The sequence below is a fragment of the Gilliamella sp. BG2 genome, assembly GCF_046635645.1.
Classification (GTDB): domain Bacteria; phylum Pseudomonadota; class Gammaproteobacteria; order Enterobacterales; family Orbaceae; genus Gilliamella; species Gilliamella bombi.
The window spans coordinates 21521-40720 of record NZ_JBIDFF010000022.1 but is presented as its reverse complement, the minus strand read 5'-3'; the positions used below and the strand labels follow the sequence as shown (position 1 = coordinate 40720).

At 33.2% G+C, this 19200-nt stretch carries 12 protein-coding genes and 1 pseudogene; 8 read left to right on the top strand and 5 right to left on the bottom strand.

Annotated elements, in window-relative coordinates:
• Positions 1 to 208: 208 nt before the first annotated feature.
• The gene (locus ACGH6Q_RS09590) at positions 209 to 1642 is read left to right on the top strand and encodes a hypothetical protein (protein WP_411592688.1); all 1434 of its coding nucleotides are present in this window, start codon (positions 209 to 211) and stop codon (positions 1640 to 1642) included.
• A 102-nt stretch (positions 1643 to 1744) separates the two neighbouring features.
• Here the strand turns inward: ACGH6Q_RS09590 and ACGH6Q_RS09585 are convergent, their stop codons facing one another.
• On the bottom strand, positions 1745 to 3337 hold the full coding sequence (locus tag ACGH6Q_RS09585) for an ABC-F family ATPase (protein ID WP_174798174.1): 1593 nt from the start codon (positions 3335 to 3337) through the stop codon (positions 1745 to 1747).
• A 746-nt stretch (positions 3338 to 4083) separates the two neighbouring features.
• Here ACGH6Q_RS09585 and ACGH6Q_RS09580 point away from each other — a divergent pair.
• From ACGH6Q_RS09580 to ACGH6Q_RS09560, 5 genes and pseudogenes are all read left to right on the top strand, one after another.
• Positions 4084 to 5844, top strand: a complete 1761-nt coding sequence (locus tag ACGH6Q_RS09580) for a hypothetical protein (RefSeq protein ID WP_411592687.1) — start codon at positions 4084 to 4086, stop codon at positions 5842 to 5844.
• A gap of 269 nt (positions 5845 to 6113) precedes the next feature.
• A pseudogene (locus tag ACGH6Q_RS09575) lies at positions 6114 to 6200 on the top strand (riboflavin synthase); the annotation flags it as partial.
• A gap of 101 nt (positions 6201 to 6301) precedes the next feature.
• Positions 6302 to 6856 (top strand): YbhB/YbcL family Raf kinase inhibitor-like protein, encoded by a 555-nt coding sequence (locus ACGH6Q_RS09570; protein ID WP_065589802.1) that lies wholly within the window; start codon positions 6302 to 6304, stop codon positions 6854 to 6856.
• Between the two features lie 25 nt (positions 6857 to 6881).
• Positions 6882 to 7664: an AraC family transcriptional regulator gene (locus ACGH6Q_RS09565; protein WP_085164084.1), complete on the top strand. Its 783-nt coding sequence runs from the start codon at positions 6882 to 6884 to the stop codon at positions 7662 to 7664.
• Positions 7665 to 7876: 212 nt separating this feature from the next.
• A complete protein-coding gene (locus ACGH6Q_RS09560; protein WP_411592692.1) occupies positions 7877 to 8743 on the top strand; it encodes a carboxylate/amino acid/amine transporter in 867 nt (288 codons plus the stop codon).
• A 4-nt stretch (positions 8744 to 8747) separates the two neighbouring features.
• Here the strand turns inward: ACGH6Q_RS09560 and ACGH6Q_RS09555 are convergent, their stop codons facing one another.
• Both ACGH6Q_RS09555 and yaaA read right to left on the bottom strand, forming a co-directional pair.
• Positions 8748 to 9704 (bottom strand): AEC family transporter, encoded by a 957-nt coding sequence (locus tag ACGH6Q_RS09555; protein ID WP_411592686.1) that lies wholly within the window; start codon positions 9702 to 9704, stop codon positions 8748 to 8750.
• Between the two features lie 7 nt (positions 9705 to 9711).
• Positions 9712 to 10485: a peroxide stress protein YaaA gene (yaaA, locus tag ACGH6Q_RS09550; RefSeq protein WP_411592684.1), complete on the bottom strand. Its 774-nt coding sequence runs from the start codon at positions 10483 to 10485 to the stop codon at positions 9712 to 9714.
• A gap of 73 nt (positions 10486 to 10558) precedes the next feature.
• On the opposite strand from yaaA, the gene ACGH6Q_RS09545 reads away from it, so the two are divergent.
• Both ACGH6Q_RS09545 and rnz read left to right on the top strand, forming a co-directional pair.
• On the top strand, positions 10559 to 10786 hold the full coding sequence (locus ACGH6Q_RS09545) for a YccJ family protein (RefSeq protein ID WP_034910542.1): 228 nt from the start codon (positions 10559 to 10561) through the stop codon (positions 10784 to 10786).
• 6 nt (positions 10787 to 10792) lie between these two features.
• On the top strand, positions 10793 to 11710 hold the full coding sequence (gene rnz / locus ACGH6Q_RS09540; RefSeq protein ID WP_085164082.1) for a ribonuclease Z: 918 nt from the start codon (positions 10793 to 10795) through the stop codon (positions 11708 to 11710).
• Between the two features lie 57 nt (positions 11711 to 11767).
• Here rnz and argE read toward each other — a convergent pair whose 3' ends face one another.
• Positions 11768 to 12925, bottom strand: a complete 1158-nt coding sequence (gene argE, locus ACGH6Q_RS09535; protein ID WP_411592682.1) for an acetylornithine deacetylase — start codon at positions 12923 to 12925, stop codon at positions 11768 to 11770.
• Positions 12926 to 13170: 245 nt separating this feature from the next.
• On the bottom strand, positions 13171 to 19191 hold the full coding sequence (locus ACGH6Q_RS09530) for an alpha-2-macroglobulin family protein (RefSeq protein ID WP_411592681.1): 6021 nt from the start codon (positions 19189 to 19191) through the stop codon (positions 13171 to 13173).
• Positions 19192 to 19200 lie beyond the last annotated feature (9 nt).

Genomic DNA, 19200 nt, shown 5'->3' with positions numbered 1-19200 from the left:
CACAACACAACACAACACAACACAACACAACACAACACAACACAACACAACACAACACAACACAACACAACACAACACAACATTAATTTATTCTTTGTGTAAAAAAATATTATCAAGTAAATTCCTCAAAAATTCATTCTTTGTTTATAAAAATTGCCATAAATACATTATTTATTATCTTAGATTGATAAAAATACGAAAAATTCAGATGATAAATTTCATCTTTTTTATCTTTATGACATTATTGACCATTACTAATAGTTATGCTGCTTTATCTGCAAAGACAATAAAAACAATTGAAGGTTCAGCCCCTTATATCAAATTAAATGGCTCTGCTATTAATGGACTAGCTGATTTATTGAGTTTTCAAAAACCTGATATTTCCTCTAACTATGTAGTAATTCATCCATCAATAAATAAAGTAATTTATGCGCATAATGGGGATAAATTTAATCAATTTATTACAAAAGTTGTTGCTGATGGACAACCAAAACGTTTATCAAATATTGTGGGAGTAAGTTATGGTGATGATGATGGTGATTTCGCTCATTCAACTATGGGAATAACAGGTACATTAACTGCTACTTGGCGCTATCGACAGTCAGATGGTACGATAAGAACGTTATCTGCTGATGAATTAAAAAACAAATTAGATTCATGCCAAAGCCCATATCAATTGACGATTAGCGCTAATGGTGTTAAAGCGCAATCTCAATATGGTATACCATTTGAACATGCTTATGGTAGTCTTAGTAAAACGTATACAATAAAAGTTGATGATTTCAAAGTTTGCTATATAAAGCCTGCTAGTTTACAAATTTATGATGCTTCTGGCGTTAACAAAAACACTTGTACCAATACAACAAATTGCAAATTTATTGGTGGTTATAATCCTAGAGTTTTCTTCCCTAATGAGGGTTTTTCGGCTTTGGCTCCTACTAAATTCCCCACAACGGCTTTTGATAAAGCAAAATTTACTTTAAGAATGAGTAATGAACAAAGTGATTATATTTATACATCAAGTAATCCAAATTTAGTCTCAATAAGTAATGTAGCGGGAAGTGAAGGTGTTGTTACCTTTAATTCATCCGTTCATCCCAATTTACCTTTTAATGTAATTTTAACAGCAAAGACAAAACCCAATACAATAAGGCCTTCAAAAACGTTTATTTATTCTTTTACCATTAAAAAATGGATACGAGCACTTCCTCCAACACAATATAAAACAGAGGAGTATTTAAATACTGGAAATGGTATTTTTCCTGCAGCTAATGCTTGTGCTGGACGTGATTTAGGGATGATTAGTGCAGAAGAAGCGGCAAGTTATTTTTATTCACCAATGGAACTCAGCAATGCTCCAAGTGCAGCAACAGCTATAACCGGGAATGGAACTGGATCATTTCCTGAATGGTATCATAATCGAGAAGCCCGATTATCTCGAGATATAGATGGGACGTTTTATGGTGAATGGGGGAATTTATATAAAGGTTATCCTAAGAATGGTTTTGATTTATCTCAAGGATGCACTTGGAGTAGTCAGGCGTATACAAATGAACTTATATTTGGCATTGATATCCAAAATGGTTATGTTGGTTATAATTTGCTTAAATATGATGGATGCACTCCTGTTTGTCGAAAATAGCATCGATAAAAAGCTACTTTAGCATTGTATAAAAACAATAAAAATTATTAACATACAGAAAATAGCCACATTCGTATTTGTGGCTATTTTTAGTATGGTTAATTATTCAATCCCTTGGCTACGCAAGTAATCTTCATAATTACCTGTATAGTCAATCACTTTTTCAGGTGTGATTTCAATAATTCGTGTTGCCAACGAACTAACAAATTCACGATCGTGTGAAACAAAAAATAGCGTGCCTTGATAAAGCTCTAATGCCATATTGAGTGATTCGATAGATTCCATATCTAAATGGTTGGTTGGCTCGTCCATAACAATAATATTTGGGCGTTGCATCATCAATTTACCAAATAACATACGTCCTTTTTCACCACCTGATAGTACTTTGACTTGCTTTTTAATATCATCTTGTGAAAATAACAATCGGCCTAAAATACTACGTACGGCTTGCTCGTCATCGGTTGGCTGCTTCCATTGACTCATCCAGTCAAATACAGTTAAGTCGCCTTCAAATTCGTATTCGTGATCTTGTGCATAATAACCAATATTGGCATTTTCAGACCATTTTATATCGCCTTGTTCGGGAGTAAGCTCGCCCATTAGTGTTTTTATTAATGTAGTTTTACCAATACCGTTAGTCCCTAAAATAGCGACTTTTTCGCCCACTTCGACCATTAGGTTTAAGTTTTTAAATAGTGGACCATTATCAAAACCTTTGGTCAGGTTTTCAACAACAAGCGCATTACGGAATAGTTTTTTATCTTGTTCAAAACGAATAAATGGATTTTGACGACTAGAGGCCTTGACTTCTTCAAGTTTAATTTTTTCAATTTGTTTTGCGCGCGAAGTTGCTTGTTTTGATTTAGACGCATTGGCACTAAATCGACTAACAAAAGATTGTAGCTCACTGATTTGTGCTTTCTTTTTGGCATTGTCAGCTAATAAACGCTCTCTCGCTTGCGTTGATGCTGTCATATAATCATCATAGTTACCAGGGTAGATGCGAAGCTCACCATAATCCATGTCTGCCATATGGGTACAGACCATATTTAAAAAATGGCGGTCATGCGAAATAATAATCATGGTGCTTTCGCGTTGATTTAAGGTGTCTTCAAGCCAACGGATAGTATCGATATCCAAGTTATTGGTCGGTTCGTCAAGCAATAAAATATCGGGATTTGAGAATAAGGCTTGGGCTAATAATACTCGTAATTTCCAGCCTGGTGCGATTTCGCTCATTAATCCATAATGTTGCTCAATTGGAATACCAACACCTAATAATAATTCACCCGCACGAGCTTCAGCGCTATAACCATCCATTTCGGCGTATTGGGTTTCTAAATCAGCAACTTTAAAGCCGTCTTCTTCGCTCATTTCGGGAAGTGAATAAATGCGATCACGTTCTTGCTTAATCTGCCATAATTCGGTATGCCCCATAATTACGGTATCAAGCACGGTAAACTCTTCAAAAGCAAATTGGTCTTGGCGTAACTTACCTAATCGTTCATGAGGATCTAAAGCAACATTGCCAGAGGTTGGCACTAAATCACCACCAATAATTTTCATAAAAGTTGATTTACCACTGCCATTGGCGCCAATTAAACCATAACGATTGCCATTACCAAATTTAACTGAGATATTTTCAAATAATGGCTTACTGCCAAATTGCATTGTGATGTTATTTGTACTTAACACTAGAATTTACTCTCTTTAACATGCGTTTCACTCATATAAGTAATAATTAGCCTTTGAGTGAAGTCGCGGAAATATGAATTGGCGCATATTATGCCATAATTAATCATTTTTGAGGATCTTTGTTTTAGATAACGGCATTTAAGGAGGAGATATTTAATTATTAATATATTGTAAAACATATGAAAAATCAGTGATATTTACTCTTTATGATTAAAATAATTCCCTAAATTCTACAAGATGTTAACCGTTTATCAAATTGCTTTAAACAACGTGAATCATTTCTAAAATTTATTTTTATTTTTGTTTCCAGGTTAATAGCGGAAAAATATCATCACTTGATATTACCATAATAACTCATTGATTTCCCTTAAAACCTTTTGAGTGAAAAATTCATTTAAATCAACATTCTATCTGAGAGATTTTTATTGTAACATGCACTAATCTTTTAAACATCTGAAGTGATTGATTTGTCGTTGAAAACTATCGACAAATCAATCCCAACAAAATTTAAATTTTATACTTAATTATTTTTTATACTGAAACACATAGTTACCTGAAACTTTTTGACAACATTCTCAGGGTTTTCATCGCAGACAAAAGCGCCCTAATGAATCAATAATTATCTTTTTACACTCCTTAACAAATACCCTAATTTCAAATTTGAAAAAACCGTTTAACCTATTTATACTTTATATTGAGTATATAAAATTAAAATAAATATATATTGAAACAAAGGAATTAGAAACATGTTAACATGTTGTTTAATAGCTAGCTATCACTTGAGTTTATTTTTTGGATTGAAAACAAGACGTAATTTATTGATGGTAAGCATTACCAATTCGCTAATGCCTTTTCATTTAGGATTAAATTCGAATTTTAATTTACTTATAAAATCTTCAAGGTTTTTATTATCTCATTTTTCCATCACACTATTATTTATTGTTATAAGTCTATTATTAACTGCCAATATCAATATAGCAAATGCGTTAAGTGCGACAACCAGTAATGTAATCAATGGTAGTGCACCATATCTAACCTTTGATGGTGGATTAACTAAGGCAGAAAATACCAAAGCATTACTTGCAATAACTTTAGCAGATGAAATGGAGATAAAAGCAAATGAAGATGTATCAAGCATCATAAAGCCGATAGAGCTACCACAAAGTATAAAAAAGTTTAGTGATATAAAAACAGTGGTGCCACTCCCAACATCAGGGAATAGCTATTATCCAAGTTTTGATTTAAATAATTTAATTGGTACTCCATACAATTATTGGGGCGATGATGATGGCGATGGTGATATAAGTGCCACTGGAAGTATAACTGTAAAGTGGCAAGATAATATGGGTAACGATATAACAGCAAACGTAAAAGCAAACCCAACCGAATTATTAAGTACTTCATGTGCTGCAAATTATCAATTAACGATAAAAGCAACCTCAGGCGAATTATCAACACGGTATGGTTCACCTAAAAAAAGTACTTTTAATGCAATAGAGCACACTTATTATATTAAACCACATAAAAATAATATAACCCCTTGTTCTGTATTATATGCACAACCCAATTTGGCCCATGATGACACTGCTTATGGCGACTATTATAATGAAAATTCAAATGGTGAGACATGGGTTGCTTGGAAGGGGTACAAAGTATCGAGTGCATCAAATAGTGGAAATTACGAAAATGACTCAAGCATAAAAGAAAATAACTTTCCAAGTACAGGATCGCATGGATTGTATTTTTATTTGTTATTTGAAGGTATAACGCCAGCCGAAGTATTAGCAGCCAATGGTAATCTAGTTAGTGCAGAAGAGGGGGGAAATGTCAGTTTAATATTAAGCACCGAAAATACGCCAAGATGGAGGCATGCGTATTATGGACCTAAACCATATGGGTATAGCGAGCCAGGTTTGAAGATAACGTTAAAAGGGCCGCGTTATAACTCAAATGATAAAAGTTTTAACCCTGTAACTTTTAAACTGTATGCTGATAGCAGTAAGAACAAATTATTATATGAATTCAGGCTAATGCGTTGGTATATAGCACAGCCTAATGTTGTGTATAATGGAACAGGAAATGGCACAGATGCTCAAACAGCTGTAAGGAATTATTGTCACAGTTTAGGAAGCGGTTATCGAATACCTGATATGAATGATTATACGAACACTAATTGGAGAGGTTGGTCAGGTGGGATACCTGGACGGAATAAATGGGCTGCTCTTCGTCAATTGAGTTACCAAACTGGAGGAAGATGGATAGGGGGAATATTGAATGAATGGGGATGTATAGTCAATGACTGGAATGCTGCAGGCTCTGGTGGTGCATCCAAATGCAATGGTTATACTGGAACCGATTGGGATAGCTATATGTATTGGAGTGCAGATGTGTCATTAAGTGGTGGTTATAAAGGTAAAGGAATGTGGGTAATATCGAATGTTGGTGCACCTCGTGTTTTCGGGGATTTTTCCTATTCAACTTATCGCGCTGTCTGTGTTACACCATAAAAAGACACTAATGGCAAATCCTTTGCACAGGATAGTTGCTGGTGAAATCTGTTTATCTCTAGGATTTACTAGCATTGTTTACAGTAATTTGAAAAATTGCTGTAATGGATATACATAAAAAACAAAACTAACGCCTTATTACAGACAAGAGATATGGCGCTTATATCATAAACGGTCACTGATTTGGCTAAAAGCTTTATGGTCATTCGCCCAACCATTTAACGTATTAAAGAAAGCCCGATTGAAGCTTTTGCCTTTTTGACAAGTAAGTAGGAGACAAAGTCAAAATTGAAATTGACTCACAAACTCAAGCCATTGTTGATATGGTTGAACGAGTATTAGCCGCAAGAGAATGATAATATTAATCGAATTTGTGTCATATTTAAGCTAATTTGTGCTGATTATAGATTGAAAATTCCTTATGATGGCTTTTATTTAATAGTTAAAAGAGGTTAACATGCGTATTTTGTACAAAGCGAAAGCCATTATTTATAGTACATTATTATTGAGTACAAGTTGCAGTAATGCGGCACAATTACAATTAACTAGCACTGATCTTGTCGATAGCGGGTTTACTGCTCGGTTTATATCCAATCAATTTGGTTGTCAAGGCGAAAATATATCTCCGCAAATTTCATGGCAAAATCTACCCAAAGCGACAAAAAGTTTAGTATTAACTATGTATGATCCTGATGCACCAACGGGTTCTGGTTGGTGGCATTGGGTGATTGTTAATATTCCTGTACAAACGCCGTTTATTAAACAATCAGCAGGAAATAATCCCAATTTATTACCTAAAGGAAGTAGGTTAGTACGTAATGATTTTGGCGTGATAAATTACGGTGGTCCATGTCCTCCGCTAAATTCGACTCATCGATATCAATTTACACTTTATGCACTAGACATTGATCACATTGAGGTTGATGAACAAACCACACCAGCTCTAATTGGTTTTATTGCTAATTCGCATCAAATAGCGAAGGCAGATATGATTTACTCCTACTCACGTTGATATTGGTTAATAGGCTATTAGGATTATGGATTTTGCTTCAATTGGTCGAGTGACTTATATAACACAACGTTGTAATCAAACCCTAAAGCAGATTCAAAGCAATGATCCAATGATTGTCTATGTCATAAATGGCGAAAAACAGATTGAATGTGAGGGCGAATATTTTAAGGTAAAAACAGGTCAATTAGTCCTGATTCCAGCAGGTAATTTAATGAATATAAATAATTTTTATATTGATGATAAGGATTATCAAGCCATCTGTTATTCTTGGCATGCACAGTTAATAGACCAATTTGCTTTATCTCATCTTTATCAGAATAGTCAAATTCTTAAAAAAATTAAAGTTGAAACAATATTACCTGAAACTTTTATTACTCGATTGGTACAAATTAAAACAGAATTATTGACCCATAACCAATGCAATTCTAATCTTGTTAAACATTTATTTATTGAATTATTAATTAGATTATCTGCATTTGGTGTGTATTTTCCCCTGAATAATAACCCAAAAATTAGCCAAAAAATTCGCGAAATTATTAACCAGCAGCCAGACAAAAAGTGGCAGGCAGCAGAAATTGCTAAACAATTTGCTATGAGCGAATCAACTTTACGACGACATCTTGCTTTAGAAGGATATAATTTATCCAAAATTATCTTAGATATAAGAATGAATTTTGGTTTAATGCTGTTACAAACTACCCAAAAAACGATCCTACAAATTGCCCAAGAAGTGGGATATGAATCAGGCTCTCGTTTTGCTTTTTACTTTAAACAACGTTTTGGTTTTTCACCAAAGAGGCTACGTTAGTCAATTTTTTATCACTAACATTTAATTTTATTTATTAAATTTTTTTATGCGTGTTCATTACCGTGGTTTCTCAAATTACTGTATATAGCGACAATTGTTCTTACAGGTTGTCAATTATTTTCTCATAGTAATCAATTTTTATGATATAAAGTTTACAAGTGTTAAGCCAATTGATACGATCTGTATCTAGTTATTTTTTATATTCATCAATTATGCTTTATCTTATTTTTGTGACAATTATTTGGTCATTCTCATTTAGTTTTATTGCGGTTTATTTAAGTGGACAAGTCGATTCTTGGTTTGCTGTTGTAATGCGAGTGCTATTTGCCTTTATAACTTTTATTCCATTTTTACGTTTTAAAAATATTCGTTTTAAGCAGATGTTGCTTTTAATGGGAGTAGGGGCATGTCAATTAGGGATTATGTACTTTTTTTATTATAATTCTTTTCAATATATTTTGGTGCCTGAAGTTTTATTATTCACTATTTTTACACCAATCTATGTCACGGTTATTTATGATCTATTGCAACAACATCCTTTAAGGCTTAGCTATCTTTTAATGGCAATTATTGCAGTAGTTGGTGCAGCCATTATTCGTTATGATCATATTAGTGCCAATTTTATTATCGGTTTTTTATTAATTCAGGGCGCCAATATTGTTTTTGCATTAGGTCAAGTAGGGTATAAAAGGATTATGGAGGTTTATCCAATGCCCCAACATCAAGCTTTTGCTTGGGTTTATTTTGGAGCAGTGATTGTTGCCAGCTTTGGCTGGCTGCTGTTTGGTGATGCATCAAAATTACCAACAACTAATTTGCAATGGGGAATTATTATTTGGCTTGGAATAGTTGCTTCTGGTGTGTGTTACTTTTTATGGAATTATGGTGCAACCAAAGTGGATTCGGGCACTTTGGCTATTATGAATAATGTAGTTATCCCAACAGGAATTTTAGTGAATGTAGTGATTTGGCATCAATCATTAGACTGGTTACGCTTTATATTAGGTAGTGTAGTTATTGTGTTGGCACTATTGCTACACTACAAAATTAAAAATCGATCATTGAGTCAAGCACAATAAGCAGTTAAGGTAAATGTGTCATAATCGATAAAATTAGCGGCGTTGTAATAGAAGACAGCGTCGTTGATATTAGTAAGCTTGAAGCAATAGGTCCTTGTAACACTTCAAACTGTCTTGCCATCATATAACAATTTATTGCAATTGAAACCGAACTAAGTAATACCACTACCTGTAATTCCAAAGTTGGTAAACCTAATAGTTTACCCATAATGTAAGTAACAATTGGCAATGCAGCTAATTTTAAAATACAGATAGAGGTCGTAATAAGTAATTTGTCGCGAATTTTATATTCAGCCAGTCCCATACCTAGCACAATTAATGAGAGTGGTGCAGTCATATCGCTGACCATTTTTGTTGACTGATTGATAAATTTGGGCATAGGTAATCCAATATAATTTACGACAATCCCAGTGAAAATACCTATAATAATAGGATTTTTTGATACGTTTTTTAATGCTTTGATAAAGCTCCGTCCAGAAAATTTACCCATTTGAACAAATTCAATTGATACGGTAGCAAGTGTCCATAAAATCAGAGCGTTAAATATAACAATAATGGCTACAATGGGGATTGCTTTCTCGCCAAGTAGCATTTTGATGATGGGAATGCCAACAAAGACGGTATTAGTATAAATACCACCCATAGCAAAAAGTGTACTTTCTGAACCTGTTAATTTAAATAATTTTGATGCAACCAAACAACCAAACGCAAAGACGATAAATGATCCACCAAAAAAGACAAATAACACATTTATATCGATCTGTGACTGTTCAGAAAAGTGGCTCATGATCTGAAACAGCATAATCGGAAACGCTATATAAAAGGTAAATTTGGTTAAGCTGTCGGTCACAGTTTTTTGCCAACGACCAATTTTAACAGCTAAATATCCTAATAAAATTAAGATAAATAAAGGCAAAGTAGATAAAAACTGTGCCCATAATGTAGTAAGAAATTCCATCATTATTATTTTATTGATGATTGCGTATAAAGTACCATTCTAAGTCAGTTGATCGTTTCGAATCAAATTGATAGCCTTCTAGATTAAAACTTTTAATATCGTCACTCTTTTCAATGCAATTTTTTATAATGTATCGGCTCATTAGTCCGCGTGCTTTTTTTGCATAAAAACTGATAACTTTATAGGTATCTTTGCTTTGATCTAAAAAAATAGGCTGAATTATAGTTGCATTTAATTGTTTTGGTTTGATCGCTTTGAAATATTCGTTTGAGGCTAAATTGATTAATGTGCGATGTGATGTTTTGGCTAGTTCACTATTAAGGTGTTGAGTTAATTTATCGCCCCAAAATTGATAAAGATTAGTGTTACTACCATTTTTTAAGCGGATCCCCATTTCTAACCGATAAGGTTGAATTAGGTCAAGTGGTCTTAAAATACCGTAAAGACCTGATAATATTCTTAAATGGGATTGTGCAAACTTTAGATTTTTATCAGTAAAATCTTCAACATGTAATCCTTCATAAACATCACCTTTAAAAGCAAGTATAGCTTGTCTTGCATTTTCAAGATTAAAATCACTATGCCAATCTTTAAATCGCTCATAATTAAGTTCGGCTAATTTTTTGCTAATAGACATTAAGTTAGCTAAATTCTCAACACTTAGTTTTTTGCAATCTTGAATAAGTTTTTTAGTTGAGTCAATAAATTGAGGAAGTGTGTAATTTGGGGTTAATAATGGAGATTGGTAATCCAAAGTTTTCGCCGGAGAAATAATTGTTATCATACGTATTTAGCCTATTGTGTTTTGCAGTAAATAGGTTTATTTTACCTCTAATTCAACTCAAAGGAGTAGCAAAATGAACATCGATAAAAAAGAAATACATGATATTAAATCTTGGGCTTCTGTTCGTGAAACCTCGATTGAAATTGCTGAGGCTATTTTTGAGCTAGCTAACCATGATGAAAAACTTGCCGAACAAATTTGGTCAGAAGGTAGTGATGAAGTGTTGAAAATTGCGTTTTCTAAAACCAAAGCGGATAAGTTGTTCTGGGGTGAGCAGACTATTGAACGTAAAAATGTTTAAATCTTTATGAATTTGACTTTTTTAGGGACAAGTGCTGGTTCCCCAACATTACAACGTAATGTGAGCAGTATTTTATTGGATCTTAGGCAAGAGCGGGGTAAGTTCTGGCTTTTTGATTGTGGTGAGGCAACTCAGATGCAAATGCAAAAAGCCAAGTTTAGTCTTGCTAAACTTGAGATCATTTTTTTAACACATCTACATGGCGATCATCTGTTTGGACTACCAGGTGTTTTAACTTCCCGTTCCTTGATGCAGAATCAATCTCCTTTAACATTGATCGCTCCGAAAGGAATTAAAATCCTTATCGAAACTGTCATTGAAATTAGTTATTCTTGGTTAACCTATCCTCTTAACATCATTGAGCTTGAAGAAAATTGTACCGTTTTTGAAGATAATCAGTTTCAAGTAGAAGCAAAATTATTACAACATCGTGTGCCGTGTTTTGGTTATCGTATTATCGAAAAAGATCTACCTGCTCAGCTTAATATCGATAAATTAAAGCAAGATAATATTCAGGCTGGTCCTTTTTATAACGATCTTAAAAATGGTAAAACAATTACACTTGATGATGGGCGAATAATTAATGGCACAGATTACTTAGGTCAAATTAAAAAGGGCCGAAAATTAGCCATTTTAGGTGATACTATTCCTTGCCAAACCTCAATTGATCTTGCTAATGATGTTGATTTGCTTGTTCATGAAGCAACCCAAGAACATGCTTTAGTTGATAAGGCTATTGAACGTGGTCATTCCACCACTATACATGCGGCAACGATTGCCAAACAAGCTAATGCCAAAAGACTTATAATGACTCATATAAGCCCAAGATATAATTTGAATAACAATAAAAAGTTAGTTAATGAAGCAAAAAGTGTTTTTGCAAATACTGAAATCGCTACCGATTTTGCAACTTTTTCCATTTAGTTAGATTTATTTTATAAGATTTCGCCGATGTTATTTTATCGGCGAATAAAAAACAGATTAAAGACAAAAATCCTTAATTAGTTGTTCTATTGCTATTTTAGTTGGTTTTAAAAAGTTCATTGAAATAAACTCATCGGGCTGGTGTGCTTGTTCAATTGAACCAGGTCCTAATACAATCGTTGGTGAAATTTGGTTTAGGTAGGGGGCTTCTGTGCTGTAGTTGACTGTCTGCGCACTATGACCGACTAATTTTTCAATGTGTTGTAATGCTGGATGATCTTTTTTACACTCATAGCCCGGAATTGGGGCAACTTCGTATTCTATAGCAATTCGATTTGGATATTTATCCATAACGGGTTGCAGTGCTTCACAAAGCGCATGATAAAGTGAATCAACATCGTTATCGGGCAATACACGAATATCAATCACTAGCTCACAACAACCGCAAATACGGTTGGCTGCATCCCCCCCGTGAATAACACCTAAATTTAGAGTAGGGTAAGGAACGCTAAACCCGTCATTATGATATTGTTCTTTAAATTTTTGTTTTAGTACTAACAAGCGTTCAATGACTAAATTCATCACTTCGATAGCGTTAATACCTTTATCGGGATCGCTAGAATGCCCTGATTTACCAATGACTTTAATGGAATTAGAGATAAATCCTTTATGTGCTCTGATGGGGATTAACGATGTTGGTTCGCCAATAATAGTACAGTCAGGTTGTAATTTAGTATTCTTCGCAAAAAATGCGGCACCAGCCATTGAAGTTTCTTCATCGGCGGTGGCAAGGATATAAATGGGTTTAGTTAACTTTTTAAGATCAATATCACGCAGGGCATCTAAAATAAAGGCAAAAAAGCCTTTCATATCAGCGGTGCCAAGTCCATATAACTTATTATTTTCTTCCGTTAATTTAAATGGATCTTTACTCCATTGCCCATCATCAAACGGAACAGTGTCACTGTGTCCACTTAGCAATAAACCACCTTGGGTTTTATTTTCGCTATTTGAATAAGTAGCTAACATATTATATTTATGACGAGTATTAGGAACAGCTTGGATATCAATAGCAAAACCTAAATCTTCAAACCAACAGGCTAACTTGTCGATGAGTGGTTTGTTAGAATAATCTAATTGCTCGTTAGTAACGTTACTAATTGTAGGTATTGAAATTAGTTCGTTATATATTGTTAAAAAAGACGGTAGGGCCATAAAAATTACCTTTAAATGTTAAACGAAAATATATTATTTTATAATGCTATAAGCATAGCATTTACCTTTTCATTTGCCTATCAATAACCTTATTGTTTCATTTTCTGTTTTATATTAAGCATAAAATTAATTTAATCGTTTGAATATTAAAAGCAAGGTTTAGAATATGTTTTTTATTATTATCGTTATCTTTGATAAAAACGGGCTATAAGCCCGTTTCAGTGATTGATTAACTGTAAAAACAACTATTGTTGTGGGATGATTCTTATCTTTTGCCCACCTTTTGATACCGCTTGAATATCACGATCATACATTGCTTCACCAAATGCAGGTGGAATGCTATAGATTCCTACATTAGTTGCTTTTATTTGATAGGTGAATTCTTGTATTTTATTATTATAAGTTGAACCATAAATAATAACACGATCTTCACGTACATCTGTATATTCAGGATACCAAGTGTATTTTCCTGTTTTTATACTAATTGGTGAAATCCAGCCATAATTTTCATCATAATCATCTTCTTCATAGTCATCATATTCTTCATTATCTTGAATATATTCGTCATAATCTTTTTCCTGAGAATTTATTGGTTGTTGTACTACTTCAAAACCACCTGGTAGTAAATCAACAATGGCAATATTAGTTGCACCTTCATCTGCTAGTGCTCGGATTCTAACTGTTACGTTAATTTTATCGCCAAGTTTGACTTGTTCAACAGGTTTGCCATCAAGATCAGTAAATTCACGATATACTTCAAGCCCCCTTTTAATTGGCTCTTTAGGGATATCTTTGTCATAACCTTGTTCAGACAGCATATACCAAACAGGTAAGCTTGATTTATTAGTTATGCTTAATTGTGCATCTTGATCATTAAACTTGCCTTTAGCTAAAATTCCACTTAAATTTGCAATAATTCTTTGTTTTTCTGCATCCTTTGATATTGCATTAATTTCAAGAGTATCTTTAGATAAATTTGATTGTTCAATGCTCTGCGAATAACTACTTAAAGCCAATATTGTCATTGCTGCTGATTGAGTAGTATATTTTTGTTTATTTAGCATGATAACCATATTTTCTAATGCTTGCGCAGGAATATCTTTTGCTTTTTCAGGAAAATGTTTGCTAATTAAATAGATTTTTCCTGCATTAACGACCAGTGGATCATAATAGTTGTTTAGCCACCAAGCACGATCATATGCAGCTTCTAATTGTTGCCAAACAGGTTTGATTAATTTATTTGCTTCTTTATCCATCTTTAACATTTTATATGATGAAGCTAAATACATTGCTGTTATATCTTTTTTCCATGAATCATCTTTTCGATTAAGATTGCTAATGGTAGAGGCTAAATAGCTTGTTGTAACTTGATTTTGCCTTGTTAATAAATAGATAGCATAAGCACGTACTCTTAAACCATAAGTACTAGTATCACTAGATTCAGCAATTGTTTGCAAATATTTATTAGCATTATCAAGCATTTTTTGGGGAACTTGATAACCCATTTCTTTTGCTTCAAGCATAAAGTTTACTGCATATAATGTAATAAATGGATCAACATTATAAGTTGAGTACCATAAACCAATTGCACCTTCACTATTTTGGCGAGATTGCAGCACTTGGAATAATTCTGATAATGGAGCTATTCCTTCTTTTGAGGCCAGATCAAATTCCTTATATTTACTAGCGATCAAAATAGGAATCGCGCGACTAACAATCTGTTCAGAGCAATAATGAGGGTAATCCTGCAAATAGGTACTTAGGCCTTTACTTAGTATGAATGGTGAATAAGCTGCAGCAGCTTCACGTTTACTTAAATTATTATACATGTCTCTAAAATCAGTAAACGTTTGTTTATGATCTGCCATTCTTCCCATTCTTGTGATTAATCTGTATTCAGTTAATGGCCGTATTGAAAGGCTAATATCACGAGTAATTGTTATATCATTATAGTTGGCGGAAAAGTGAAGATCGCCATTACCAAGCTGATCTGTTGCTTTAAAGTTAAATTTTAAAACCCCATCTTTGCCATTAGCCAATTCGATGGTTTTTTTATTATCACTCGTGATTGATAGATTAGGAGTGGTTGAAACTTTAACATTAATAGGAATTACTTTATCACCAATATTTTCAATAAGATTAGTTACGTTTAGTGAAACTTCAAACTCATCATTTGGTGCAGCAAAATATGGGACATTAGGTTGTAAAACAATATCATTATGTACTGTTGTTGACATTTGAGTATGTCCCATTGTTTTGTCACCAACTGATACTGCCATGATACGAATTTTGCCATTAAAATAATCAGGCACTTTATATTCAATGGTTTTATCGCCATCGACATCGATAATACCTGACCAATAAGCTACTGGTTCATCTATTTTCCGTTTAAATGGATTTAAATGATTTGATAAGACATCATCATTATCACCATCACCACCAGGTGCTGAAGCTGTTATTAAATGTCGAAATTCTGGCAATATAAGATCTAAAATTTGCGACGTTCTTACAGATAGTGCTTTTTTGCGTAAGAAGCTATTTAATGGATCTTTCAGTTTATAATTTGAGACTTGCAAAATTCCTTCGTCTACGGCAAATACAACTGCTTTTTGTGGCGTATTTGTGTGTATTGTAATTGGTAGCGTATCTCCAGGTTTTATTAGTGATGGTGCTTGTAATACGATTTTATCGTTAAATTGATCATTTGAAATTTTGAAAGGTATAACACCGTAACTAAGTGGACTCATAAAAATTTCATCAGAATTTGGATCACGAATAAATTGGACATTAATATAACCATTACCACCAATGTCTTTTGGTAGGGTTATTTTTTGTATTGAGCTTGTTGTATCTGTGTGGAACCACTTCCAAGCATACACTTTGTCGCGCTCAATAGTAATAATACCACTACCTACATAAGGAGCTGTGATTGAGACTTCTATTTCATCACCTGGATTATATTGTGCGTCTTTAATTTTTAATGAAAGCTCCGCATTACGGTCTAAATTACGAGTAACATTCGCTTTACCTACAATAGAGTATTTACCTTGGTAAAGTAATTTGTCATCATTATTTTTGATTTGAATAATATAATTACCAGGGTTTTTACTATCTAATTGATACCTAGTTTTATCTTGATTAATCTTAAATGGTTGTTCAGATAGAACCGATTCTTTACGGCGTGATTCATATTTATAAACACCTGAAGATTGTCTAACTAATACCGATAGATATTTTTCTTCAATTAAAACAAGTTTTAGATCAGATAACTCTATTTTTTCTAAAGTCGGATTTATCGCTATAAAATCAATATGACGAACTGAATCCCTGTTAATATATCTTAAATTGCCATCCGCTTTAGCTCCGACTAAATAATCATTTGGTGAAATAAAGGTGCTTGCAGTTGTCGCAACGCTTCGTCCACTATCAGGCTCAAAAACATCGGTTAACATTCTTAGCGTGTAGTTTCCTTCAAAGCTTTGTATATTGTCATTGAGATTGAGTTTTACTATACCGTTTTCATCTGTTGTTTTTTCATCTAATTCAACTTTAAAACTATTTCTTTCACCAGAAATATTTTGGTAGAAATAGTAATCTTCATATTTTTTGAAATAAGGTGTTGATGGTTCAAGAATTAATGTATTTGTGACTCGACGATTAGTTGCATCAGTACCGATTAGGTTTTTGGCTTTAATCTCAGCTTGGATATTTTCAGGTTTTAACCAACCATCTTTTATTTCTGGCAACAACTTAAGAGAAACAGCAGTTTTATCTGGTTCAAATTCACGAACTACAACCGAACTTGAGCCTAATAGGATTCGCGATTCTTCATCATCATTTTTCAAATATAAATTAATATACCAATCACCAGTAGGGGATTCATAGTTAGTTTTATAGCTAAGTTCATTAAAACCTGATTTATTTAGTACAATCGATTTTTTGAGTGCTAGATTGGATTTTGGATCGTAAATTTCTGCTTCTACGGTGATCCCCTCTAAGGAATTAGTCCATTTTTGAGCTCTAACTATGGTACCTATATGGAATGTGTCGCCAGGGCGATAAACACCTCGATCTGAAAAGATGTGAGATCGTAACTCCCCACCTTCAAGGGTTTCACGAATGCCGCCGATATCAAAACGAGATAGATTTAAATTTCTTTCATAACTTTTGATTGGTAAAAATGATAGGTCACGGTCTTTTTCAACAACATATAAAAGAGGCTTGATGCCTTGATAATATTCAGACAATGGCGCAAAACGAACATGACCATTATCATCTGTAGTTTTAGACGTAATAGCAATCCCATTCATGCCTAGAACTGAAACTTTAGCACCGCTAATGGGTTCGCCTGAACTTATTGATTGAATAAAGAGATCATTGGATTGATCAAGTGACTTTTTGGCGATAATTCCTAAATCAGTAACGACAATAAAGCGTGAAGCCATGAACTCATATTTAGTATCTTTTTTATCTTTTCCATAAAGCCTTAACAAAAAGACACCACGATTCTTATTCCCATTTGTGTTAGCTGTTAAGTAACGAGTTAAATCGACATTTGTGTATTTAACTTCTTCAGGAGCACCTGTAACATCTTTAGTTATGCTATATTTTTCAACAAAATGATCATTATCTAATTCGCCAAAATTCATATCGTTAAATTCATAGCTTTCATTAAATGCTACTAAATGTTGAAGCTGTGAAGGGATAACGCGATCTATTTCTAACTTCATCTGCTCTATATTGCGCGATACTATAGGTAGTTTTTTCTCGCCAGATAAAGATAATAAAGAACCTGATGCGGCAAAATCAAGATAAGTTGGGTAACTAGGAACTGTTAATATTGTCTGATAATCTTGTTTTAAAAAATACCCCTCTTGAGAAGATAAAGGTTGATTAACTTCAATATATACCTTTGAGTTTTGTTCAGTTTTAAATTCAAAGCTAATTTGATTCTGATAAGCAAGTTCAGTATCAATTGGTTTTATTGATATTGGAGTTGCTCTTTCGAGTATTTCTGGTGTTACATTGTATTTTGTTTCGTATCTACCAGAAGATCTATTGTAATAGCTTTCACTATAAGAACCATTGTTATTTTCAGGTAATTGCCAAACTTTGATTGCTTTCGATACATCTTCAGATCTTACGGCATGACTTAATGATAAAACTAATACCTGCTGTATTTTTTCATTGCTTTTTTCAACCAATGTAAGCTCTGTTCTTGTAACACTTAAATGATATTTATCTGGTACAGTTACACTATTAGTTATATCATAATTCATTGAGTTACCACCTAAAGTTGATCTAACCCCTTTGTTAATTGTTATTTTTAAATAACCTTCTTTATCAAGTAAGGGAATAGGTGTGCTCTTTATATATGCGATTTTGTCATTATCACCATAGGTTATAGTAAAATCGACATGGTTTAAGAATTCATCATAGTTTTTTTCGTATGAATTGTCAGATTTCTTCTCTTTTTCATAAAGCGATAAAATAATATTTTTTTCAAAGCTTTGCCTATCAACAGGATGACTAAATCTGATTGTATTTATGACGTTCCTAATATTTGTTTCTGTAGGGTTGGAATAAAGCTCACCTCGATTTTTGAAATTATATTCAAAATTAGGAGAAATAAAGGAAAAGGTTGCACTATTTTTTTCTAGTTCGCTATTTTCAGCCAATAATTTTGACTTATCCAATATGACTGTATATTCAATACCAAGTGGCCACTTTCTCTCTTTTGGTGTGAATTTTATTGTTGAATCATTTGACCATATCCATTTTCCCTCAATGTTTGGTGAAATACTAATACCTTCTGTTATTTCATCTTTATTGATTGATTCTAGGGGAATTGGTGGGCGTTTAGCACCGGTGAATTGGATATATATTATATCGTTACTTGTACTTGGTGGGACTAATTTAGCTGAATAGGTATTTATTACTATAGGTGCTGGTTCAATCGGTTTTGGGCGGTTTAAATACCAATGATAGGCATAATTTCCTGAAAAATAAGCAATAAATCCTAAAATAATACTTGCGCTAATTATAGTTTTTATTTTTTTTAATACAGAACCTGTCGCATAGTAAAATCTTTTTGCATCAGGTAACCAACTTGGTGTTGACCATTTAATATCGCCAATAATTGGGCTAAATAGCCAAAAAATTCCTTTTATTAAAATAAATAAAAAAATAAGAAAGGTACTAATTATTTCCCAAGCCTTTTGCAGTATATTAAAAGGTAACAGCAAAATAAATTTGAACAACTCCATTGTTTATTT

What these genes read in the sequence shown, in the direction of transcription:
- ACGH6Q_RS09590 (WP_411592688.1), top strand. Translation starts at nt 209, where the DNA reads ATGATAAATTTCATCTTTTTTATCTTTATGACATTATTGACCATTACT.
- ACGH6Q_RS09580 (WP_411592687.1), top strand. Translation starts at nt 4,084, where the DNA reads ATGTTAACATGTTGTTTAATAGCTAGCTATCACTTGAGTTTATTTTTT.
- ACGH6Q_RS09570 (WP_065589802.1), top strand. Translation starts at nt 6,302, where the DNA reads ATGCGTATTTTGTACAAAGCGAAAGCCATTATTTATAGTACATTATTA.
- ACGH6Q_RS09565 (WP_085164084.1), top strand. Translation starts at nt 6,882, where the DNA reads ATGGATTTTGCTTCAATTGGTCGAGTGACTTATATAACACAACGTTGT.
- ACGH6Q_RS09560 (WP_411592692.1), top strand. Translation starts at nt 7,877, where the DNA reads ATGCTTTATCTTATTTTTGTGACAATTATTTGGTCATTCTCATTTAGT.
- ACGH6Q_RS09555 (WP_411592686.1), bottom strand. Translation starts at nt 9,704, where the DNA reads ATGATGGAATTTCTTACTACATTATGGGCACAGTTTTTATCTACTTTG.
- yaaA (WP_411592684.1), bottom strand. Translation starts at nt 10,485, where the DNA reads ATGATAACAATTATTTCTCCGGCGAAAACTTTGGATTACCAATCTCCA.
- ACGH6Q_RS09545 (WP_034910542.1), top strand. Translation starts at nt 10,559, where the DNA reads ATGAACATCGATAAAAAAGAAATACATGATATTAAATCTTGGGCTTCT.
- rnz (WP_085164082.1), top strand. Translation starts at nt 10,793, where the DNA reads ATGAATTTGACTTTTTTAGGGACAAGTGCTGGTTCCCCAACATTACAA.
- argE (WP_411592682.1), bottom strand. Translation starts at nt 12,925, where the DNA reads ATGGCCCTACCGTCTTTTTTAACAATATATAACGAACTAATTTCAATA.
- ACGH6Q_RS09530 (WP_411592681.1), bottom strand. Translation starts at nt 19,191, where the DNA reads ATGGAGTTGTTCAAATTTATTTTGCTGTTACCTTTTAATATACTGCAA.